We start from the raw sequence: 21,961 nt of genomic DNA, 5'->3' as shown, positions 1-21,961 counted from the left end.
CAGCGGGCGCAATGTCGCAGGCAATCGGTACAAGGCAAATCTTGCCAGGAGACCGAACAACGCCAATGAGGTGATCCATGCCTTTCAGTATGTCCAAACTTGGGGCCGAGTTGCGCGCCCAATTTCCGCTTTTCACGTTGATTGACCGGGTGAAATCGTCTTGGGAGGCCGGTCCTCCACCGCATTGGACCGACCATGTGCGGCAAACGCGCAAGCGAATGCCTGATATTTGGTCGAAAATGCACAAATAAGTGACGGTTTTAAAACTGCATGCATTTTATGCATAGCGGCCAGACCGAAACTGGGGGATGTCAAATCCCCCGTTCCCCCATACATCAGCCGTGCTCCCAAAGAGACACAAACAGCACGGAGCGTACGGCTCCGCATTTTTAGGAATAGAACAATGGCACATACAGCTCACACCACTCGCTCCACCGGCTTCGGCTTTGCTCGCTTTCTTGGCGAAACCTTTGACAACATCCGTTTGTCCTTCGCTCGCCAGCGCGCGTACACCCAGACCTTCAATCAACTCGACGCCCTGTCGGATCATGAGTTGAACGACATCGGCTTGGGCCGCAGCGACATCCGCGACATCGCGCGCGACACCGCCGCACGCGTCTAATCGCGTCAGTTTAAAGCCTTACTGAGAAGGACGAAGCCATGCAGCTTGCAGCTCCCTTTCCCGCCCAGCCGTTTGGCACATTGATGCGCGCGCTCAAAGCCGTGTGGCACACAGGTGCAGCCCCAAGTTGGACCGAATACCTGCGCCAAACGCGCGACTGAGGCATCAGCCGAGGCTGGACAGATTGAACACCCTGCAGGACACTGCGGGGTGTTTTTGGTTTTGTCGCATTGGCGCACCCCAAATGGACGTGGCTGGCATCGGATCAAGAGGTGGTCGTGCGGCGCTTGGCTCTGCTGAGCGCAATCATTCTAAAGTATAAGCGGGTGTGGCTTGATCTACGTGCGCAACCCCTCTATACGCGCCCAGTGGACGAATACGTTCATCAGAATCAACATTTGTAAGCCGTGGTTGCCCACTCCGTCGCTGGAGGGCACATCCGGCAAGGAGAAGCGACATGAAATTGCATGAATTGCGTGATAACGCAGGCGCCACCAAAGCTCGTAAACGCGTTGGTCGTGGTCCGGGTTCCGGCACCGGTAAAATGGGTGGCCGTGGTATCAAAGGTCAAAAATCCCGTTCGGGTGTGGCGATCAAAGGCTACGAAGGCGGTCAGATGCCTTTGTACCAACGTCTGCCGAAGCGCGGCTTTAACAAGCCGAATCGCAAAGAGTTTGCCGTTGTGAACCTCGGCCTGATCGAGAAATTCATCGAAGCTGGCAAACTCGACGCCGCAAACGTGAACGAAGACACGCTGGTGTCCTCCGGTCTGATCCGTCGCAAACTCGATGGCATCCGCGTTTTGGCAAAGGGTGAAGTCACCTCGAAACTGTCGATCACCGTGACTGGCGCATCGAAATCTGCGATCGAAGCTGTGGAAAAAGCAGGCGGTTCGCTGACTGTGACTGCAAAGGCCGACGCGGCAGCCGAATAAGGCTTGTGACAGAGGGTTTAGACCCTTAAGTCATCCTTAAGTTTTCCAAGCGCCGCCCCGGAAGACCGGTCGGGCGGCGCTGTTCGTGAAGAGAGAGACCATTAATGGCATCCGCAGCAGAACAAATGGCAGCGAACCTCGACTGGGGCACCCTCGGGAAAGCCAAAGAGCTTCGTCAGCGTATCTTTTTCACCCTCGGTCTTTTGATCGTGTATCGTCTGGGCACCTATATTCCGGTGCCGGGGATCGACGGTGGCGCGCTTAAGAACTTTATGGATCAGGCCGCGTCCGGTATCGGCGGCATCCTGTCGATGTTCACCGGTGGTGCGTTGGGCCGGATGGGTATTTTTGCCCTCGGCATCATGCCTTACATCTCTGCGTCGATCATCGTTCAGTTGATGACCTCCATGGTCCCCGCGCTCGAAAACCTCAAAAAAGAGGGTGAGGCGGGTCGCAAGAAAATCAACCAATACACGCGCTTTGGCACGGTCGCCTTGGCGCTGTTTCAGGCCTATGGTCTGGCGGCCTCGCTGGAAGGCGGGAATTTGGCCCATGATCCGGGCTGGTACTTCCGTGCAGGCGTCGTGATCACCCTTGTGGGTGGCACCATGTTCCTGATGTGGCTGGGTGAGCAAATCACCAATCGCGGTATCGGCAACGGCATCTCCTTGATCATCTTCGTTGGTATCGTGGCCGAAATCCCGCGCGCCTTGGCTCAGTTCTTTGAATCTGGCCGCACGGGGGCCGTGTCCCCGGCGGTGATCCTCATCGTCATTGCCATGATTGTCGGTGTGATCGCCTTTGTGGTCTTCATGGAGCGGGCGCTGCGCAAGGTGCACATCCAATATCCCCGCCGCCAGCAAGGCATGAAAATCTATGACGCGCAGTCCTCCCACCTGCCGATCAAAGTCAACCCGGCGGGCGTGATCCCGGCGATTTTTGCAAGCTCCCTCTTGCTTCTGCCGACCACCATCGCGACCTTCTCCGGTCAAGGTGATGTTGGTCCGGTGATGTCCACCATCTTGGCCTATTTCGGTCCGGGGCAACCGCTCTATCTGTTGTTCTTCACTCTCATGATCGTGTTCTTCGCCTATTTTTATACCGCGAACGTGGCTTTCAAAACCGAAGACGTGGCTAAGAATCTGAAGAACCAAAACGGCTTTATTCCTGGCATTCGCCCAGGCAAAAAGACTGAGGAGCATCTGGACTACATTGTGGCCCGCATTCTCGTCATCGGCTCCGCCTATCTTGCGGCAGTTTGTCTCTTGCCAGAGATTTTGCGTAGCCAATTCGCCATTCCCTTCTATTTTGGCGGCACTTCGGTGTTGATCGTGGTATCGGTGACGATGGACACGATTCAGCAAATTCAATCTCACTTGCTGGCACACCAGTATGAGGGTCTGATTGAGAAATCTCAGCTGCGTGGGAGGAAGCGCAGCAAAAGAGGGACGACACGGAAATGAACATTATTTTGCTTGGACCGCCCGGCGCGGGCAAAGGCACACAGGCACGCCGTCTTGTTGAGGAGCGCGGCATGGTGCAACTTTCGACTGGGGATATGCTGCGTGATGCACGGACCTCCGGGACCGAAATGGGCAAAAAAGTTGCCGCCATCATGGACGCAGGGCAACTTGTCACCGACGAGATCGTGATTGGCCTGATTGATGAGAAAATCCGCAACGGCAATGCCGCAGGGTTTATCTTTGATGGCTTTCCACGCACCTTGGGTCAGGCTGACGCGCTCAATGAGCTGTTGTCGCGCAATGGGGCGCAACTCGAAGCTGTGATTGAGATTGCCGTCGATGACCAAGCGCTCGTGAACCGCATCACCGGCCGCTACACCTGTGGCAATTGCGGTGAGGTGTACCACGACACCACCAAGCCGACCAAAGTCGATGGTGTGTGTGATGCCTGCGGGTCGACCGATCTGAAACGTCGCGCGGATGACAATGAGGATAGCCTCAAAACCCGTCTGATGGAATATTACAAAAAGACCTCGCCGCTGATTGGCTATTACTATGCCCGTGGTGATCTGAAGTCCGTCGATGGCCTTCAAGATCCAGAAAAAGTGGCTGCGGATATCGCCAAAGCGCTGGCGTAAACGCGCCACATCCTTGGCAAGATTTGGAAATTCACCGGGGCCTCTTGACGCTCCGGTGATTCCCTCTTATGGCAACCCATCCCTATGGGAAAAGATTCGACGTCGGACCCAGTCCGAGGCAATCAGATTGAATTCAGCTGCGGCTCGCGAGGCCTTAAACCCGCGAGCCAACGTTGTGAAAAAAGGTTCCGGTATTACGGAACCGCAACGAAAGGACAGACCACGTGGCACGTATCGCCGGCGTAAACATCCCCACTGCAAAGCGGGTCCCGATCGCCCTCACTTACATCACTGGCATTGGTAATACCTCTGCTGTTGCTATCTGCGAAGCCGTTGGCATCGACCTGACCCGTCGCGTCAACGAACTCTCCGACTCTGAAGTTCTCGCTCTGCGCGAGCACGTCGATGCAAACTACACCGTTGAAGGTGACTTGCGTCGTGAGACTCAAATGAACATCAAGCGTTTGATGGACCTCGGTTGCTACCGTGGCCTCCGTCACCGCCGTAACCTCCCGGTGCGTGGTCAGCGGACCCACACCAACGCACGCACGCGCAAAGGTCCGGCAAAAGCAATCGCCGGCAAGAAGAAATAAGGGAGGGCATAGAACATGGCACGCGATACCCGTCGTACCGCTAAGAAAAAGGTCTCCAAGAACATCGCCGCTGGCGTTGCTCACGTGAATTCGACCTTCAACAACACCAAAATCCTGATCTCCGACGTGCAGGGCAATGCGATCGCTTGGTCGTCTGCTGGCACCATGGGCTTTAAAGGCTCGCGGAAATCCACACCTTACGCCGCTCAGATGGCTGCGGAAGATGCGGCGAAAAAGGCTCAGGATCACGGTCTGAAAACCATCGAAGTCGAAGTTCAGGGTCCGGGTTCGGGTCGTGAATCTGCGCTGCGCGCACTTGCGGCTGTTGGTTTGAACATCACGTCTATTCGTGACGTGACGCCGATTGCACACAACGGCTGCCGCCCTCCAAAGCGTCGCCGCGTGTAATCACGCCTATATTATTTGGATCGCGGGTGTTCACGCCCGCGGTCCGTTTTTGCGTTTAAAAGACCCCTCGGGCGTTCTCCGCTTACGGACATGGGCGGGAGGACAGGAATGGAGGCTACTTCAATGATCCACAAAAATTGGGCCGAGCTCATCAAACCGCAACAGCTTGACGTCAAGCCGGGCAACGAGCCCGCACGTCAGGCCACCGTTGTCGCCGAGCCGCTGGAACGCGGCTTTGGCTTGACACTGGGCAACGCATTGCGTCGCGTGCTGATGTCGTCGCTTCAAGGCGCGGCCATCACCTCTGTTCAGATCGACAATGTTCTGCACGAGTTTTCGTCCATTGCGGGCGTGCGTGAAGATGTCACCGACGTGATCCTCAACCTCAAAGGCATTTCCTTGCGCATGGATGTGGAAGGGCCGAAGCGCCTGTCCATCGCCGCCAAAGGGCCGATGGTTGTCACGGGTGGTGATATTTCCGAATCTGCGGGCATCGAAGTTTTGAACAAAGATCACGTGATCTGTCACCTTGATGACGGCGCTGATTTGTTCATGGAGCTGACCGTCAACACCGGCAAAGGCTATGTCTCCGCCGAGAAAAACAAGGCCGAAGATGCGCCGATCGGCCTGATCCCGATTGATGCGATCTTTTCGCCGGTGAAAAAAGTGTCCTACGACGTGCAACCGACCCGCGAAGGTCAAGTGCTCGACTATGACAAACTGACGATGAAAATCGAAACCGACGGTTCGTTGACCCCGGAAGATGCAGTCGCATTTGCGGCGCGTATCCTTCAGGATCAATTGGGCATCTTCGTGAACTTTGACGAGCCGGAATCGGCTGGTCGTCAGGAAGAAGACGATGGTCTCGAGTTCAACCCGCTTTTGTTGAAGAAAGTGGACGAGCTGGAACTGTCTGTCCGGTCTGCAAACTGCCTGAAAAACGACAACATCGTTTACATCGGCGATCTGATCCAGAAAACCGAAGCCGAGATGCTCCGCACCCCGAACTTCGGTCGCAAGTCGCTCAACGAGATCAAAGAGGTTTTGTCCGGCATGGGCTTGCACCTCGGTATGGATGTCGAAGAATGGCCGCCTGAGAATATCGAAGACCTGGCGAAGAAATTCGAAGACCAGTTCTAAGAGATTTGGGGGAGGTTTAGGCCTCCCTCGACAATGCCCGGAATTGCCGGGGAATATGTGGGCCAATGCCCCAAGGAGAGCCGGTGACACGCATCGCCGGTCAGACAAAGCAAAACACGCTATAGGAGAGACACATGCGTCACGCTAGAGGCTACCGCCGCCTGAACCGGACCCACGAACACCGCAAAGCGATGTTCTCCAACATGTCCGGCTCGCTCATTGAGCACGAACAAATCAAAACCACCTTGCCGAAAGCCAAAGAGCTTAAGCGCATCATGGACAAGCTGATCACCCTCGGCAAACGTGGCGATCTTCACGCCCGTCGTCAGGCTGCTGCTCAGTTGAAACAGGACAAAGATGTTGCGAAACTCTTTGAAATCCTCGGCCCGCGCTATGCAGAGCGCGCTGGTGGTTACACCCGCGTTTTGAAAGCTGGCTTCCGTTATGGTGACATGGCTCCGATGGCGATCATTGAGCTGGTTGACCGCGATCCGGCTGCCAAAGGTGCCGCCGACCGTGCGCGCCTTGAGGCCGAAGACGCCGCAATGGCCGAAGAAGATTAAACCTTCTTGAAACGATTCTGGAAAAGCCCCGCCTTGTGCGGGGCTTTTTTGTTTGAATGTGTAAATTTGATGCAGTTTGTAAGCATCCCTGTCTTTTCGGATCTTCTTTTTGGCTCAATACTGGACGTACAGAGGCATTTTAGGCCTGATGTTGTGCGAAATTTGCCGAAATAAACCAAATCTTTTGGCCGAAATTTATGCGAATAGGCGCTATTTGGCCCGACATGACAGAAACCGCAATCAAAGAGGGTTCCCAAGCAATGCTCTTTGGTTTAGTCCTTGTTAAGGTGGTCGCCTTAGGGTTGTCACTCCCTTTCGTGAAAGAATGAATTTATCAATGTCTGACACAACGGAACTCACACGCTTGTTTGCTCAGCTACGAGCCGCGTCTCCTGCTGGCTATTCGGTAGGATTGCACATCCGGTTCGCGTCCCCGCTTGTTGCGGAGGCCACATATGATCCGAAATGGCTCGAACACTACACAGCAAACGCCTATGCGTTGAGGGATCCGATGATTGCTTGGGGGTTGAGTTGCGAAGGGCAAACAAGGTGGAGCGAAATAGAACTCCCCGATCCATTTAATCTTTGGAGGCAGGCCGCTGAATTCGGCCTGAACTATGGTATCGCCGTGTCCTGTGGACCGGTTCAGTCGAGAACCATCATCGGATGTGCCCGCTCGGATCGCGAATTCACCGATCAAGAGATCACGAAAATCGCCACTATTTCGCGCACACTCCATGAAATCTCAGAACCTCAAACAGATCTGACACAGGCTCAAATTCAGGCCCTCCGGTGCATCGCGGGCGGTGATCGTCATGCAGCAGCCGCGGCCAAGCTCGGGATTTCAGAAAGTGCGCTAAAGGCGCGCCTTGTTTCTGCCCGAGAACGTCTTATGGCCCGGACGACCTCAGAGGCCATTCAAAAAGCCAAGGAGATCAAGCTGTTGTGACGGTGCTCGCTCTCGCGTTGCGTTGAAGAAATCAACCAACACCGGAGAAGTACCATGCAAACGACCACACTTTCTTTTGCCAATCTGCACAACCATGGCGATCTTTTCGCCAACATGCTTCGCGCTAGACATGAAACCTTCATTCAGCACGCGAAGTGGGATTTGCCCCAAGCGGATGGCATGGAATATGACCAATACGACACGCCCGCATCCCGTTGGATCGCGGTTCACGAGTTCGGAGATGTGTTGGCCGGTATCCGCTTGACCCCGACAACCACAAAATGTGGCATCTATTCCTATATGATCCGCGATGCTCAGCGCGGGCTTTTGGACAGTATCCCGAGCAATTTGTTGTTCGAAGAGGCACCTGTTGCGCCGCATGTTTGGGAGTCGAGCCGGATTTTTGTCTCGCCCCGTGTGCCTGCGAAACAACGGATGCGGGTTCAGATGAGCCTGATTGGGGAAATGACCAATTCTGCACGGGCTTTGGGGGCCACGTCAGTTTTGTGTCTCATCCCTGAAAACGGCAATCGTTGGGGGCGTCGTGTCGGTCTCGACATTGATGTTGTGGGGCCTGTGATGGATATTGGCGGCGCGCACAATGCGTGCATGCGCATCAATCTCAGCAACAAACTTCACTAACCATGCGTTTTGGACCGGGGCCGAAACGCGCCATTTCGGCCCCGATACCTCTTTTCCATCGGACATAAGCGGCGTAACGTCCGCCTATGTCTGACCTCTTTGCATCCACAGAACCATCGCCCCCACACGCCGCCGGCTCCCGGCCGTTGGCTGATCGTTTGCGTCCGCAAGCCTTGGGTGAGGTGATTGGCCAAGAACAGGTGTTGGGACCCGACTCGCCGCTTGGTGTGATGTTGGCGTCCGGCTCGCTGTCCTCCATCATTTTTTGGGGCCCGCCAGGTGTGGGCAAAACCACCATCGCGCGGCTTTTGGCGGCCGAAACCGATCTGTATTTCGTCCAGATTTCTGCGATTTTTACCGGCGTACCGGATCTGCGCAAAGTGTTTGAAGCGGCCAAAATCCGGCGACAAAACGGGCAGGGGACCTTGCTGTTTGTTGACGAGATTCATCGTTTCAACAAAGCACAACAGGACAGTTTTCTGCCCTACATGGAAGATGGCACCATTCTTTTGGTTGGCGCGACGACCGAGAACCCCTCGTTCGAGTTGAACGCGGCTGTGCTGTCACGCGCGCAAGTGATGGTGTTGACGCGGCTGTCTTTGGCGGATCTTGCGCTTTTGGCAGAACGCGCCGAGCGTGAGTTTGGCAAGCCGTTGCCGTTGAATGCGCGTGCGCGTGATACGTTGTTTGAAATGGCCGATGGTGACGGGCGCACATTGTTGAACCTGATCGAACAGATTGCCGCGTGGAAGGTTGAGACGCCTCTCGATCCCGAACAGCTTGGCAAACGTTTGATGCGCCGTGCCGCGAAATACGACAAATCCGGCGATGAGCATTACAACCTGATTTCGGCTCTGCACAAATCGGTGCGCGGCTCGGATCCCGATGCAGCGCTCTATTGGTTTTCGCGGATGTTGGAGGGCGGTGAGGACCCGCGCTATTTGGCGCGGCGATTGACCCGGATGGCGATTGAGGACATCCAATTGGCCGACCCACAGGCGCAGGCGATGTGCCTTCATGCCTGGGAGGTCTACGAACGCTTGGGCTCGCCCGAGGGCGAATTGGCGCTGGCGCAGGCAGTGGTTTATCTCGCGCTCGCGCCGAAATCGAATGCGGTTTACACGGCGTTCAAAGCGGCGCGGGATGCGGCCCGCAAAACCGGGTCGGAACCGCCCCCCAAACACATCCTCAACGCCCCAACAAAACTGATGGCGGAGCAGGGATATGGCGAGAATTACGCCTATGATCACGATGCCGAAGACGGGTTTTCGGGGCAAAACTTTTTCCCCGACACCCTCCCACGCACCCAGTTTTACAAACCGGTTGAACGCGGATTTGAACGCGATTTGGCCAAGAGAGTGGCCTATTTCGATAAGCTGCGTGACAAACGCACCAGTTGACGTTGACATTGGCCCCGGCGCACCACAGGAAACGCCAAGCAGAAGGGCCCGCAAAAGGTCCATTGAACGGCACCGAGAAAGGACTCTCCATGCCTCCCTTGATCCAAGTCGCCCTCGGAGGTGCATTCGGCGCCACGGCGCGTTATATGACCGGCGTCGCCACAGCGCGACTTTTGGGCAAGGATTTCCCATGGGGCACCGTGACGGTCAATTTCTTGGGCTCATTTTTGATGGGGGTCATCGTCGTGGTGCTCGCCCATGAAAACGGCAACCGCTACGCGCCGCTGTTGATGACAGGGATGTTGGGCGGATTCACGACTTATTCGGCCTTCTCGCTGGATGCGATCACGATTTATGAGCGCGGCGAGGTCACTTTGGCCGCTCTTTATGTTGTCGCAACACTGGTGCTTGCATTGGGCGGCATCGTATTGGGCCTTTACACCGCACGGAGTTTTTACGCATGAGCCGGGTTCAGATGATCACTATTGGCGACGATCAACCCGAGCAAAGGCTCGACCGTTGGTTTCGCAAAATGTTTCCGCAGATCACCCAAGGCAACATCGAAAAGATGTGCCGCAAGGGGGATATTCGCGTCGATGGCGGGCGGGTGAAATCCAACACGCGGGTTGGACCGGGGATGGAAATTCGCGTGCCGCCGCTGCCCGATGAGGTCGCGCCCAAACGTGATCGCAGTGGTGACGCCATTTCTGCGGCCGATGAGAAACTGATCCAGTCCTGCGTGATTTACAAAGATGATTACGTCATCGTGTTGAACAAACCGGCGGGCTTGCCGACCCAAGGTGGATCGAAACAGACCCGCCATGTTGATGGTCTGGCTGAGGCGCTCAAATTTGGGCTTGAGGAAAAGCCGCGTCTTGTACACCGGCTCGACAAAGACACCTCCGGCGTTCTGATTTTGGCCCGCACGCCTGCGATGGCCACGAAACTGACCGAAGCCTTCCGCCACAAAAACACTCGTAAGATTTATTGGGCTTTGGTGGCGGGCGTGCCTGTGCCGTATCTTGGTGAAATCAAATACGGCTTGATGAAAGCGGGCGGTCATGGCGCGCGCGGCGAGGGCGAAAAGATGATCGCCATTCATCCGCGCGATATGAACGCCAACCCGGATGCCAAACGCGCCCATACGCTCTACGCCACGCTCTACCGCGTTGGGTCGCGCGCCTCTTGGGTGGCGATGGAGCCGATCACCGGGCGCACCCACCAGTTGCGCGCGCATATGGCCGAGATCGGCCATCCGATCATTGGTGATGGCAAATATGGTGGTTCAGGTCAGGAAAACCTTGGCGATGGTTGGGGCGCGCAATTGGGCGGGATCATTTCGAAAAAGCTCCACTTGCACGCGCGCAGCCTGACCTTTGAACATCCGGTGACGCATAAGGTCATCACTGTGACCGCTCCTTTGCCCGAACATATGCGCAACAGTTGGGATACGTTTGGCTGGACCGATGATCTGGCCGCTGCCGACCCTTTTGAGAGTCTGCGATGACCAAACTCGTTATTTTTGACGTCGATGGCACGCTGGTCGACAGTCAGGCCCATATCATCATGTCGATGGAATCGGCATTTGGCACCGTGGGGCAGGCGGCCCCGGAGCGCGACACCATTTTGTCCATCGTTGGTCTGTCCTTGCCAGTGGCGATGCGTGAACTGGCGCCTGAGGCGGATGACGCTGCGATTGCTCGGATGGTTGACGGCTATAAAGACGCGTTCCAGACTCATCGTTTGAAACAGGGGGCCGCCGCCTCACCGCTTTATCCCGGTGCTGAAGAGGCTGTCCGGGCTTTGGGCGCGCGCGATGATGTGCTGTTGGCGATCGCGACCGGCAAAAGCCGCCGGGGGTTGGATGCGTTGCTCGCAGATTGGGCGTTTGGCGATCTGTTTGTCACCACTCACTGCGCCGATGACCACCCCTCCAAGCCGCATCCTTCGATGGTGCTGAGCTGCCTTACCGACTGCAATGTTGCGGCGTCTGAGGCGGTGGTGATTGGCGATACAACCTATGATATGGAAATGGCCCGCGCGGCACGGGTCCAAGGGATCGGTGTGCGCTGGGGCTATCATGGGCGTGAGGCGCTCATGGCGGCGGGCGCACATGGGGTCTTAGATGATTTTGGCCAGCTCAGCGCGGCTTTGGATGAGATGTGGAAAGGGTGACGACGTGTCGGAGTGGAAAGCAAAGCGGTTTTGGAAAGAGACCACGGTTGAGGCCGTTGAGGGTGGGTTTGAAATCCGTCTGGATGGCCGTCCGGTGCGCACCCCCGCCAAAGCGCCGCTGATCGTTCCGACCCGCGCCTTGGCTGAGGTGATCGCGATGGAATGGGACGCGCAGGACGGAGAAATCGACCCAAACACCATGCCTGCCACCCGTAGCGCCAATGCCGCCATCGACAAGGTGGCCATTCAGCACGCCGAAGTTGCTAATTTGTTGGCCGATTATGGCGACAGTGATCTGCTCTGTTACCGCGCGGCCCATCCGCGTGAATTGGTGGCGCGTCAGGCGCAGCAGTGGGACCCCATTCTCGATTGGGCCGAAGACGCACTTGGGGTGCGGCTACATCCGCGAACAGGCATCATGCATGTCCCGCAGGAGGCTGGGGCCTTGCAAGTGCTGCGCGACAAGAGCCATGCATTCAACGAATTTGAACTGGCGGCGTTTCACGATCTGGTCAGCTTGTCCGGTTCCCTGATTCTGGGCCTTGCGGTGACAAATGGCAAGCTGTCCGCAGATGAGGCCTGGGCGCTGTCGCGCCTTGATGATCTGTACCAAATCGAACAATGGGGCGAGGATGAAGAGGCTGCTGAAAGCGCCGAAATCAAGCGCCAAAGCTTTGTTCACGCAGAACTCTTTTACCGCCTGGTCAATTAAGCGGCGCTTTCACATCTGCCATGCTGAATTCACGCGCATTTCCGCAAGCGGTTTGGGCGGACGTACGGTTATCATGCAGAATCGTGATCCCACTCTTGACGTTCTGGAATGAATCCTTCCAAACTACGCTCATTGAAAGAGCATTTGCTCACTTTGCTAACGCTACCGACCCTTAGGGATCGGAAAAATAGCGCCGAAAACGGCGCAGTATCAGGAAGAGGTAAACATGAATAAATCCGTATTTCTCGGCGCGCTGACGATGGCTGGCCTTGCTGCTGGCGCGGCGATGGCCCAAGATTCGTCGACACTTGCCGCGGTCCAAGAGCGCGGCGCGCTCAAATGCGGCGTGAACCCGGGCACCCCCGGTTTTGCTGCGCCGGATGCAAACGGTAAATACATTGGTTTCGACGTTGATCTGTGTCGCGCTGTTGCCGCCGCCGTTCTCGGCGATGCTGAAAAAGTTGAATACACTCCGCTGACCTCTGCTGTGCGTTTCACCGCGCTGGCGTCTGGCGAAGTCGACATGTTGGCCCGGAACACCACCTGGACCTTCTCGCGCGATGTCGATTTGAAAAACACCTTTGTGGGTGTGAACTACTACGATGGTCAGGGCTTTATGGTCCCGAAAGCCCTCGGCGTGTCCTCTGCCAAAGAACTGGCGGGTGCGACCGTTTGTATTGAAACCGGCACCACCACCGAGCTCAACCTTGCCGACTATTTCCGTGTGAACAACATGGATTACGAACCGGTTCCGGTTGAAAGCTTTACCGAAGCACAGACCCAGTTCCTTGCGGGTGCATGTGACGTTTACACTACGGATGCCTCTGCTTTGGCCGCATCGCGCGCTTCTTTTGAGACCCCGGACGCCTATGTGGTTTTGCCGGAAATCATCTCCAAAGAGCCGCTTGGTCCGCTTGTGCGTCACGGCGACGACAACTGGGCTGACATCGTGCGTTGGACGTTGAACGCGATGATCACCGCAGAAGAGTTTGATGTGACCTCCGCCAATGCGCCTGAGCTTGCCAAAGGCACCGAGAATCCTGAGATCAACCGTCTTTTGGGGGTCGAAGGCGAACTGGGCGCGATGTTGGGCCTCGACAATGCTTGGGCCTACAACGTCATCACCCAAGTTGGCAACTACGGCGAAAGCTTTGAGAAAAACATCGGTGAGAACACTCCGGTGGGTCTGGCGCGCGGCTTGAACGCGCTTTGGACCGAAGGCGGCCTGATCTACTCGCCGCCCTTCCGTTAAGATCATAATGTGGAAAGGGCGCGGTTTATACCGCGCCCTTTTCCGTTCTGACGCTACCCAAACGAAAGTCAAACATTTCGGCGTGCGACCCAAGGGATCGCGCGGGGTATGGATTTATTCAGGGGAAACAGGGGACCGTCACTTATGACGACACTTACAGATCCGCCGCAAAGCCAAGGTTTTCGGCTCAGCCAGTTGATCTACGATACGCGGTATCGCTCGATCACCATACAAGTCATTGTTTTTATAGCGTTCATGTTGGTTGGCTGGGTGCTCATCCGCAACGTGACGATCAACCTTGCCAATCTTGGCAAGGAAATTGATTTCACGTTTTTACGCAATCCGTCCAACTATGACATCCAACAAACCTTGATCGAATACGACTCGACATCGAGCAATTTCCGCGCCGCCATGGTCGGCTTGCTGAACACGCTTCTTGTCGCGTTCTTGGGCTGTATTCTGGCAACGCTGGTGGGGGTCACGGCGGGGGTTTTGCGCCTGTCGAAAAACTGGCTCGTGGCCAAGGTCATGACGGTCTATGTCGAAACCTTCCGCAACATCCCTGTGGTGATCTGGATCATCGCCACCATGGCGGTCTTGTCCGAAACCCTGCCGCAACCAAGTGCCTTTCGGGGGGAAACGCCGACGGCGTCAATGTGGCTTTGGGACACGTTGGCCGTGACCAACCGAGGGACATATATTCCCTCTCCGGTTTGGGGCGCGGGCTCGGTGTTTGTGATTGGCACGTTCCTGTTGTCGCTGTTGGGTATCTGGGCCTTTGGCAAATGGGCGTTGCATCGATTTGAGGCGACCGGGCAAATCTTGCCAACGGTCTGGATCAAATTGGCGATCTTCATTGTGCCGACGCTTTTGGTGTATTTGGCGCTTGGTCGCCCCGTCACCTTCGATTCCCCGGTTCTCAAAGGCTTTAACTTCCAAGGTGGCATTCAACTCAGCAACTCGATGATTGCGCTTTGGTTGGCCCTGTCGATCTACACCGGCGCCTTTATCGCCGAGATCGTCCGGTCCGGCATTCTCGCAGTTTCCAAGGGCCAGACTGAAGCGGCATTCGCTTTGGGCATTCGCCCCTCACGCACAATGAACCTTGTGATCTTGCCGCAAGCACTCCGCGTTATCATCCCGCCGCTGATTTCACAGTTCCTCAACCTGACCAAAAACTCCTCTCTCGCTTTGGCTGTGGGCTACCAAGATTTGCGTGCCACGTTGGGTGGCACGACGATGAACAACACCGGCCGTGAGCTTGAATGTATGCTCTTGATGATGCTGATTTATCTCATCGTCTCTCTGATCATTTCGTCGGGCATGAACGTCTACAACAAATCCATGAAGTTGAAGGAGCGTTAAGATGGTCAAACAAAACTCACCCATCGCCTATGTGCGCTCCGAAATGTTAGAACAACAACCCGCCCCGCGTGGACAGGTTGGCGCCGCCAAATGGATCCGTGAAAACCTGTTTTCGAGCTGGTTCAATACGGTTTTGACGCTGGTTGCGCTCTATCTGGTCTACAATCTGTTGCACGCGCTTGTGCCTTGGGCGTTTGGCGGGGTTTGGACCGCAGATTCCTTGCAGGACTGCCGCGCCATCCTCAACGAACGCTATGGCAACACCCATCATGCCTGTTGGGCCGTGATCCATGAGCGTTGGAATCAAATCGTCTATGGGACATTTTTCCCGTCCAGCGAATATTGGCGCACCCATGTTGCCTTTGTCCTCTTAATCCTCGCGATCTTGCCGGTGCTGTTCGATGCGCTTCCGCGCAAGATGATGTGGCTTACCATGGCCTATCCCTTTGTCATGGTCTGGCTGATCTGGGGTGGATCGCTTTGGGGCCCGCTCTCTGTGGCAGTTGGTTTCGGGGTGGCTTTGTTGGCGGCCAATATTGCGGGGCGCTCTCTTGGCTCTGGCCTGACCGCTTTGATTTCTCTCATCGCCGCCTTCGTCTGGTGGATGATCCTCAGCCCCTATGTGGTCACCGCGCTCAACGACACTGTTCCGTTGTTGGCCCTGCGCGAGATCCAGAGCCGTGAGCTTGGTGGTTTCGTCATCTCCGTGATCATTGGCGTCTCCGGCATCGCCTTGTCGCTGCCGCTGGGCATCATCCTTGCTTTGGGGCGTCAATCCGATTTGCCATTGGTGAAAATGATCTGTGTCGGCTTTATCGAGTTTCTGCGCGGCGTGCCACTGATCACCTTGCTGTTCACCGCCTCGCTGTTGCTCAACTACTTTCTGCCTCCCGATACCGAGTTTGACCTCACCCTGCGTGTGATTGTCATGGTGACCTTGTTCTCCTCTGCCTATATGGCCGAGGTGATCCGTGGCGGGCTTGCCGCCTTGCCAAAGGGTCAATACGAGGCCGCCGATGCGTTGGGTCTGGATTACTGGAAAGCGCAGCGGTTGATCATCATGCCGCAAGCGTTGAAAATCTCGATCCCGGGCATTGTGAACACCTTTATCGGGCTGTTCAAAGACACCACTCTGGTCTTTTTCATCGGTATTTTCGATATGCTCGCCGCCGCTCAGGCGATCCGTGCAAACTCCGCATGGAACGGCATCACTTGGGAACTCTACATCTTCATCGGCCTTATCTTTTGGGTCTGCTGTTTCTCTATGTCTCGTTATTCACAGTGGCTGGAGCGCAAGCTCCGCACGGATCACCGTTAAGAAAGGAGACCGGATATGTCTCTCGCAGAAGACCGCACAATCGACCGTTCCAAGCTGACCGTCTCCGATGAGGTGGCCATTCAAATGGTCAATATGAACAAATGGTATGGGGAATTTCACGTTTTGCGTGACATCAACCTGACCGTCAACCGGGGCGAACGGATCGTCATTGCCGGGCCGTCTGGCTCCGGTAAATCGACGATGATCCGGTGCATCAACCGCCTTGAAGAGCACCAAAAGGGCAAGATCATTGTCGATGGGACTGAACTCACGTCGGATTTGAAAAACATCGACAAAATCCGGTCTGAAGTCGGCATGTGCTTTCAGCATTTCAACCTGTTTCCGCATCTCACAATTTTGGAAAACTGTACCCTCGCGCCGATGTGGGTCCGAAAAACGCCGAAACGTGAGGCTGAAGACATTGCGATGCATTTCTTGGAAAAGGTGAAAATCCCGGAACAGGCCAATAAATACCCCGGCATGCTTTCGGGTGGGCAACAGCAACGGGTGGCCATTGCGCGTTCGCTGTGCATGAAGCCGCGGATCATGTTGTTTGACGAACCGACTTCGGCGCTTGACCCTGAGATGATCAAAGAAGTGCTCGACACCATGATCGAGCTGGCCGAAGAGGGCATGACCATGCTCTGCGTGACCCATGAAATGGGCTTTGCCCGTCAGGTCGCCAACCGCGTGATCTTCATGGACCAAGGTCAGATCGTTGAGCAAAACGAGCCGGAAGAGTTCTTCAACAATCCGAAATCGGATCGCACCAAACTGTTCCTGTCTCAGATCCTCGGCCACTGAGCCGAGATGGCATTTCAAATCAGGGCGCTCTTCGGGGCGCCCTTTACTTTTGCGCTCCGCTTGCGTCACTTTAGGGCTGTTGCAGAGGGGATTTGGTATGCGGTTGGAACGCGGTGCGGCAATTGCCGTCCTGATTTTTGCTTTGGCTTGGCTGGTCTGGACGTTGACCGAAGATCAACGCGCCGCCGCCACTCATCGTGCCGAGCTGGCTGCCATCATGAGACGCCCGGATGTTCAGGCCTTGCTCTCAGAGGGGAACGCGGTCTGTCCGTCGCAAACTGATCGCTACTTTTGGACGTGCGGCACGCTTTTGCATTTGGACCACCCGCCTCCCGGCGGATTGTGTTCCGCGCCAGACAGTCCGCGTTATATTGGTGATATGGGCTACCCCTTTTTGAACTGGAGTATGGAGGCGCGCTATGATCTGCCGCTCTCGGACGGTCGGGCCTGCTCGGGCACGACTTGCGCGGTGCTTTCAGTGCTGCCAGGCGGCGCATTTCCATCGTCTGCGGCGCGTCAGCCGCCTCGCATAAGGCCCGAGCGCCCGATGTGGCCGGATTTTGATGCGGTCGATACCTACGGGCCGTGGGCGCCGGGGGTTTGGGCGGGGCAGGGTGGTCGTCCGGTTTGGTTCTATTTTGGTGATCTCGCCCCGCTTGATCCGCATGGGCATCGGCCCGACATCACGGTTTTTGCCGATCATCCTGATTTGCCTTTTGGCGTCAAACTCGTGATCCCCTTTGGTGAAAAAGACCGCTGGCGCGCACACCTGATGCAGGCGTTTGACCTCCTCTCAAGGGCTGCGATGTCACGTCAAAAGACCGCTTCCTGTGACGTGCCCCCTTTGGGCGCGCGGATGACATTGGACCCGCGCAATCCATATACCGTCAGGGATGTGGCGGATCATTTGGCCGGGTTAGACCGGCCAAGCCTGATCAGTCGGTAAGATCGCGCGGCGTTACAAACTCGGCAATCGGGTTGGTGCCAAATGTGATTTCGGACCATGTCGGTGCGGCCACGTCAAACACAGTGGTGGCACAGGTCGGGTAGCGCGCAAAGTCTTTGTGCAGTGGCGCTCTGTTGGCAAAGCGTGCGGCAAATTCGCCGATGCCGGGGTTGTGGGCGATCACCAAAACGGTGTCGCCCTGGGCCTGTTTCAATTCGGACATGATCCGCATGTCCGAGGCAAGGTAGAGCGTGTCCTTGACCACGACATTGGCGCAAAGACCCATACCGTTGGACAGCCATTCATAGGTTTCACGCGTGCGTGCAGCGGCGGAGACCCACACCTGATCAGGCAGATACCCTTTGTCCCGCAGCCAAATCCCCATCGCGGCGGCGTTGCTTTGGCCGCGGGCATTGAGCACCCGATCAAAATCGTCGCTCAGAGGATCATCCCAGCTCGATTTTGCATGTCGCATCAGGACAAGGCGCAGGCCCATTATGCGCCGTGCGGCTTCATGCTGGGTTGGCTGTCGCGAATAAGCGATCCCGCACCGTGTTCGGTGTAAAGCTCCAACAAACAGGCATTGGGCGCGCGCCCGTCCAAGATCACCACGGCCCGCACCCCGGCGTTCAACGCGTCCAGTGCGGTTTCGGTTTTCGGGATCATGCCACCAGCGATGGTGCCCTCTTCGGTGAGGCGGCGGATTTGTTCGGAGTTGAGCGAGGTCAAGACATTGCCATCCGCGCCTTTGACGCCGGACACATCGGTCAACAGCAACAGGCGATCGGCCTTGAGCGCCCCTGCGATGGCCCCTGCGGCGGTGTCGCCATTGACGTTAAACGTCTCACCATCGCGCCCCGCGCCCACAGGCGCGATCACCGGAATGAGATTTTCATCGCCAAGTTCCTTGATGATCGAGGGGTCCATTTTGATCGGTGTGCCGACAAATCCCAAATCCGGGTGGGTCTGTTCGCAGATCATCAGGTTCGCGTCCTTGCCGGAAATCCCGACGGCGCGGCCACCTTGGCTGTTGATCGCCTGAACGATGCGTTTGTTCACAAGACCGGAGAGGACCATTTCAACGACTTCGACTGTGGCCTTATCCGTCACGCGCTTGCCGTTGACGAATTCGGATTTGATGTCCAGATCGGCCAAAAGTTTGTTGATCATCGGACCGCCGCCATGAACGATCACTGGTTTGACGCCAACCTGCTGCATCAACACCACGTCGCGGGCGAAACTTTCCATCGCCTCGTCAGATCCCATGGCGTGACCGCCAAGTTTGATCACCACTGTCGCGCCTTCGTAACGCTGCAGATAGGGCAGGGCCTGTGACAATGTGCGGGCGGTTGCGATCCAGTCTCTGTTCATGTCTTGCGTCTTCATTTCCCAGGAGTCCGTTGGAGGGGTTGCTCCTGAGTATCGCGTTCCCGGGCGCGGGTGCAAGGGGCGCTTACACCAGCGTCGCGATCACGGCGCGCAGAACATCAATGCCCCAGCCCTTTTCCGAGGACGTGACGATCAATTCCGGGTAGGCGGCCGGGTGTTTTGCCACCGCCGCACGCACCTGCTCGAGGATTGCCGCGCGCTCCACCTCTTTGACCTTGTCGGCTTTGGTCAGCACCACCTGAAAGGTCACGGCGGACTTGTCGAGGCGGTCCATGATTTCCTCATCGACGGATTTGACCCCGTGGCGGCTGTCGATCAGCACAAAGGCCCGGCGCAACGTGGCGCGGCCAGACAGGTAGGCTTTGAGCAGGCGTTGCCATTTCTCGACGGTTTGGATCGGCGCTTTGGCATAGCCATAGCCCGGAAGATCGACGAGGTAATGACTGTCTGAGGCGGTGAAAAAGTTAATCTCTTGGGTGCGGCCCGGCGTGTTTGAGGCACGTGCGAGTGCCTTATGCCCGGTCAATGCGTTGATCAGGGACGATTTGCCCACGTTTGAGCGGCCTGCAAAGCAGACCTCAAGGCGGTCATCGGGCGGCATGCCGTCCATGGCGACAACGCCTTTGACAAATTCGGTCTGTGCCGCAAACAGCAAGCGGCCCTTCTCGAGGGCCGCCGCGTCAGGATCCGCAATGGGGAAACTTAGGTTCATCTGGTGTGAGACGCCCAAATCAGGACGTCGTCTCCTTTTTCTTAAGCCGCAGCGAGCGTAACACATTGCCCAGAACATCGGGTTTGTGCCCGTGGCTGCGCATGATGAGATACTGCTGCGTGAAGGTGATGGTGTTGTTGCAAATCCAGTAGAGCACCAGACCGGAGGCGAAGTTGCCGAGCATGAACATGAACACCCAAGGCATCCATGCCATGATCATCGCCTGCGAGGCGTCTGTGGGAGCTGGGTTCAGCTTCTGTTGCAGCCACATCGAGATGCCGAGGATGATCGGCAAAATCCCAAGGGAGACAATGGCAAAGGTGGTTCCGGCTTCGGGGGCTGCAAACGGCAGAAGGCCGAAGAGGTTCAGAATCGAGCTTGGGTCCGGTGCAGACAGGTCTTTGATCCAACCGATCCACGGCGCTTGACGCAATTCGGTGGTGACGATGATCACCTTGTAGAGTGAGAAAAATACGGGAATCTGCAAGATCAACGGCAAACAGCCAGAGGCCGGGTTCACCTTGTTGGTTTTGTAGAGCTCCATCATGCCGTGCTGGAGTTTTTCTTTGTCGTCGCCAGCGGAGGCTTTGAGTTTTTCCATCTCCGGCTGAAGCTCTTTCATCCGTGCCATGGAGACGTAGGATTTATAGGCCAGCGGGAACATGATGCCTTTGAGAATCAGCGTCAAAAGCACGATCGACCAGCCCATGTTGCCAATCAGGCCATGCAGCGCATGAAGAATGCGGAAAATCGGCTTGGTGAAGAAGAAGAACAGGCCCCAATCGGTCGAGTCGCTGAACTTATAGACCCCATCTTCGGTCTCATAGCTGCGAATGGTTTCCCATTCTTTCGCACCAGAGAACAGTCGCGAGGTGATTTCAACAGATTGGCCCGGCGCGAGTTCAACCGTCGGGTAGCGCGCAACCGTCCGATAGACGTCGGCGCTTTCCTGATAGGACACAACCGAGGTGAACGGATCGCTGGAATTCGGGATCAAAACGGTCATCCAGTAGTGATCGGTGAAGCCGACCCAACCGTCTTTTTCGACATCCACGACTTCGGCGTGCTGACCCCAACGCGGGTCCGCATCCAGTTCGGTGAATTTGGTTTTAAGCATCGAGCTTTTAAAGCTGATTTCTTTGAGTTCTTTGCCGGACTGACGGATTGCGCCTTCATGGACGAGCAACCGGGTCAGGTCTTCGGGCTTGCCAATTTTCACAACTTCGTTGTTGGCTGCCATGCGGGCCGGAGTGGCGCTGTTGTTTTGCACGGACTGCGTGACGGTGAACATGTAGTTCTCGTCAATTGCGATGTTCCGGTGGAACACCAGACCCTTGCCGTTGTCCCAGGCCAGCGTGACAGGGGCATCCAAAGACAAAATGTTGCCGCTCTCCACGGACCAAGTGGTGTTTGCACCTGGCACATCCGTGGTTTCCAAAGCGCCACCCGGCGCCCAGCCATACAGAGCGTAATAAGGGCTTTCACTGCCGACAGGGCGGAGCAAGGTGACAATCTCGTCACTGTCGAGCGCGACTTTGTAGTCTCTGAGGGAGAGATCGTCGATCCGCCCGCCGACGAGCGAAATGGACCCTTCCAGTCGGGGCGTTTCGATAGTGATCCTTGGCGCATCTGGAACTTGCTGTGCCGTTGCGCTGTTCTCACCTGTCATCTCGACGCTTGCGTCTGCGCTTGGCGGCGTCAGAGCGACAGACCCTGCGCCAGCCTGATCAACCGTCGTCACCGCTGGGGCGTTGGGGTCTACAACAGGTTGGGGAGCTGGAAAGAAAATCTGCCAGCCAAGCAAGACAGCGCCGCTCAACACTACGGCAAGAATCAGGTTCTTGTTTTGATCGTCCATGAAGGCCGCCCGATTTTTGGAAAATAATCTTGGCTGGTTCAACCCGTCCAAGGCCGGAAGGTCAAGCGGTTTTGGCTA

26 protein-coding genes are annotated in these 21,961 nt (G+C 56.3%); 22 read left to right on the top strand and 4 right to left on the bottom strand.

Annotation, left to right across the window (positions count from 1 at the left end):
• Positions 1 to 77: 77 nt before the first annotated feature.
• From DA792_RS22280 to DA792_RS14710, 22 genes are all read left to right on the top strand, one after another.
• On the top strand, positions 78 to 251 hold the full coding sequence (locus DA792_RS22280; RefSeq protein WP_159075286.1) for a hypothetical protein: 174 nt from the start codon (positions 78 to 80) through the stop codon (positions 249 to 251).
• A gap of 152 nt (positions 252 to 403) precedes the next feature.
• On the top strand, positions 404 to 622 hold the full coding sequence (locus DA792_RS14805; RefSeq protein ID WP_107720645.1) for a DUF1127 domain-containing protein: 219 nt from the start codon (positions 404 to 406) through the stop codon (positions 620 to 622).
• Positions 623 to 660: 38 nt separating this feature from the next.
• The gene (locus DA792_RS23095) at positions 661 to 783 is read left to right on the top strand and encodes a hypothetical protein (RefSeq protein WP_302665631.1); all 123 of its coding nucleotides are present in this window, start codon (positions 661 to 663) and stop codon (positions 781 to 783) included.
• Positions 784 to 1,079: 296 nt separating this feature from the next.
• The gene (gene rplO, locus DA792_RS14800; RefSeq protein ID WP_107720643.1) at positions 1,080 to 1,556 is read left to right on the top strand and encodes a 50S ribosomal protein L15; all 477 of its coding nucleotides are present in this window, start codon (positions 1,080 to 1,082) and stop codon (positions 1,554 to 1,556) included.
• 104 nt (positions 1,557 to 1,660) lie between these two features.
• Positions 1,661 to 3,019: a preprotein translocase subunit SecY gene (gene secY / locus DA792_RS14795; RefSeq protein ID WP_107720641.1), complete on the top strand. Its 1,359-nt coding sequence runs from the start codon at positions 1,661 to 1,663 to the stop codon at positions 3,017 to 3,019.
• Complete coding sequence (locus tag DA792_RS14790; protein ID WP_107720639.1) at positions 3,016 to 3,657, top strand: adenylate kinase; 642 nt, start codon at positions 3,016 to 3,018, stop codon at positions 3,655 to 3,657. Before secY ends, DA792_RS14790 begins: the two co-directional genes overlap by 4 nt.
• Positions 3,658 to 3,881: 224 nt before the next feature.
• Positions 3,882 to 4,250: a 30S ribosomal protein S13 gene (rpsM, locus tag DA792_RS14785; protein ID WP_107720637.1), complete on the top strand. Its 369-nt coding sequence runs from the start codon at positions 3,882 to 3,884 to the stop codon at positions 4,248 to 4,250.
• Positions 4,251 to 4,265: 15 nt separating this feature from the next.
• Complete coding sequence (gene rpsK / locus DA792_RS14780) at positions 4,266 to 4,658, top strand: 30S ribosomal protein S11 (protein WP_009574033.1); 393 nt, start codon at positions 4,266 to 4,268, stop codon at positions 4,656 to 4,658.
• A gap of 123 nt (positions 4,659 to 4,781) precedes the next feature.
• A complete protein-coding gene (locus DA792_RS14775; protein ID WP_009574034.1) occupies positions 4,782 to 5,798 on the top strand; it encodes a DNA-directed RNA polymerase subunit alpha in 1,017 nt (338 codons plus the stop codon).
• A 134-nt stretch (positions 5,799 to 5,932) separates the two neighbouring features.
• On the top strand, positions 5,933 to 6,361 hold the full coding sequence (rplQ, locus tag DA792_RS14770; protein WP_107720635.1) for a 50S ribosomal protein L17: 429 nt from the start codon (positions 5,933 to 5,935) through the stop codon (positions 6,359 to 6,361).
• 337 nt (positions 6,362 to 6,698) lie between these two features.
• Complete coding sequence (locus tag DA792_RS14765) at positions 6,699 to 7,310, top strand: autoinducer binding domain-containing protein (RefSeq protein ID WP_107720633.1); 612 nt, start codon at positions 6,699 to 6,701, stop codon at positions 7,308 to 7,310.
• Positions 7,311 to 7,364: 54 nt separating this feature from the next.
• Positions 7,365 to 7,952, top strand: a complete 588-nt coding sequence (locus tag DA792_RS14760) for an acyl-homoserine-lactone synthase (RefSeq protein WP_107720631.1) — start codon at positions 7,365 to 7,367, stop codon at positions 7,950 to 7,952.
• Between the two features lie 86 nt (positions 7,953 to 8,038).
• The gene (locus tag DA792_RS14755; RefSeq protein ID WP_107720630.1) at positions 8,039 to 9,352 is read left to right on the top strand and encodes a replication-associated recombination protein A; all 1,314 of its coding nucleotides are present in this window, start codon (positions 8,039 to 8,041) and stop codon (positions 9,350 to 9,352) included.
• A gap of 89 nt (positions 9,353 to 9,441) precedes the next feature.
• A complete protein-coding gene (gene crcB, locus DA792_RS14750) occupies positions 9,442 to 9,816 on the top strand; it encodes a fluoride efflux transporter CrcB (RefSeq protein ID WP_107720629.1) in 375 nt (124 codons plus the stop codon).
• Entirely contained in the window at positions 9,813 to 10,859 is a 1,047-nt protein-coding gene (locus DA792_RS14745; RefSeq protein ID WP_107720628.1) for an RluA family pseudouridine synthase, read from the top strand. Before crcB ends, DA792_RS14745 begins: the two co-directional genes overlap by 4 nt.
• Positions 10,856 to 11,527, top strand: a complete 672-nt coding sequence (locus tag DA792_RS14740) for an HAD-IA family hydrolase (protein WP_107720627.1) — start codon at positions 10,856 to 10,858, stop codon at positions 11,525 to 11,527. Before DA792_RS14745 ends, DA792_RS14740 begins: the two co-directional genes overlap by 4 nt.
• Positions 11,528 to 11,531: 4 nt before the next feature.
• Positions 11,532 to 12,239, top strand: a complete 708-nt coding sequence (locus tag DA792_RS14735; RefSeq protein WP_107720626.1) for an ATP12 family chaperone protein — start codon at positions 11,532 to 11,534, stop codon at positions 12,237 to 12,239.
• 226 nt (positions 12,240 to 12,465) lie between these two features.
• Positions 12,466 to 13,491: an amino acid ABC transporter substrate-binding protein gene (locus DA792_RS14730; RefSeq protein WP_107720625.1), complete on the top strand. Its 1,026-nt coding sequence runs from the start codon at positions 12,466 to 12,468 to the stop codon at positions 13,489 to 13,491.
• Between the two features lie 144 nt (positions 13,492 to 13,635).
• The gene (locus DA792_RS14725) at positions 13,636 to 14,856 is read left to right on the top strand and encodes an amino acid ABC transporter permease (RefSeq protein WP_107720623.1); all 1,221 of its coding nucleotides are present in this window, start codon (positions 13,636 to 13,638) and stop codon (positions 14,854 to 14,856) included.
• A 1-nt stretch (position 14,857) separates the two neighbouring features.
• Complete coding sequence (locus tag DA792_RS14720; RefSeq protein WP_107720620.1) at positions 14,858 to 16,174, top strand: amino acid ABC transporter permease; 1,317 nt, start codon at positions 14,858 to 14,860, stop codon at positions 16,172 to 16,174.
• Positions 16,175 to 16,189: 15 nt separating this feature from the next.
• A complete protein-coding gene (locus tag DA792_RS14715; RefSeq protein ID WP_107720618.1) occupies positions 16,190 to 16,978 on the top strand; it encodes an amino acid ABC transporter ATP-binding protein in 789 nt (262 codons plus the stop codon).
• A 97-nt stretch (positions 16,979 to 17,075) separates the two neighbouring features.
• Positions 17,076 to 17,924 carry a hypothetical protein gene (locus DA792_RS14710; RefSeq protein WP_107720616.1) on the top strand — a complete coding sequence of 283 codons (849 nt, stop codon included), beginning with the start codon at positions 17,076 to 17,078 and terminating at the stop codon, positions 17,922 to 17,924.
• Here DA792_RS14710 and DA792_RS14705 read toward each other — a convergent pair.
• From DA792_RS14705 to yidC, 4 genes are all read right to left on the bottom strand, one after another.
• Positions 17,914 to 18,420, bottom strand: coding sequence for a SixA phosphatase family protein (locus DA792_RS14705; RefSeq protein WP_107720614.1), 507 nt, complete (start codon positions 18,418 to 18,420; stop codon positions 17,914 to 17,916). The two genes, DA792_RS14710 and DA792_RS14705, sit on opposite strands and share 11 nt — an antisense overlap.
• The gene (argB, locus tag DA792_RS14700) at positions 18,420 to 19,310 is read right to left on the bottom strand and encodes an acetylglutamate kinase (RefSeq protein ID WP_107720612.1); all 891 of its coding nucleotides are present in this window, start codon (positions 19,308 to 19,310) and stop codon (positions 18,420 to 18,422) included. The genes DA792_RS14705 and argB overlap by 1 nt, the downstream gene beginning before the upstream one ends.
• A gap of 67 nt (positions 19,311 to 19,377) precedes the next feature.
• Positions 19,378 to 20,025: a ribosome biogenesis GTP-binding protein YihA/YsxC gene (gene yihA, locus DA792_RS14695; RefSeq protein ID WP_107720610.1), complete on the bottom strand. Its 648-nt coding sequence runs from the start codon at positions 20,023 to 20,025 to the stop codon at positions 19,378 to 19,380.
• A 19-nt stretch (positions 20,026 to 20,044) separates the two neighbouring features.
• Positions 20,045 to 21,883, bottom strand: a complete 1,839-nt coding sequence (yidC, locus tag DA792_RS14690; protein WP_107722722.1) for a membrane protein insertase YidC — start codon at positions 21,881 to 21,883, stop codon at positions 20,045 to 20,047.
• Positions 21,884 to 21,961: the final 78 nt, after the last annotated feature.

The sequence above is a fragment of the Celeribacter baekdonensis genome, from assembly GCF_003047105.1.
GTDB classification, from domain to species: Bacteria; Pseudomonadota; Alphaproteobacteria; order Rhodobacterales; family Rhodobacteraceae; genus Celeribacter; species Celeribacter baekdonensis_B.
Note: the sequence above shows the minus strand (reverse complement) of the source record. Positions and strands in the feature narration are given on the sequence as shown.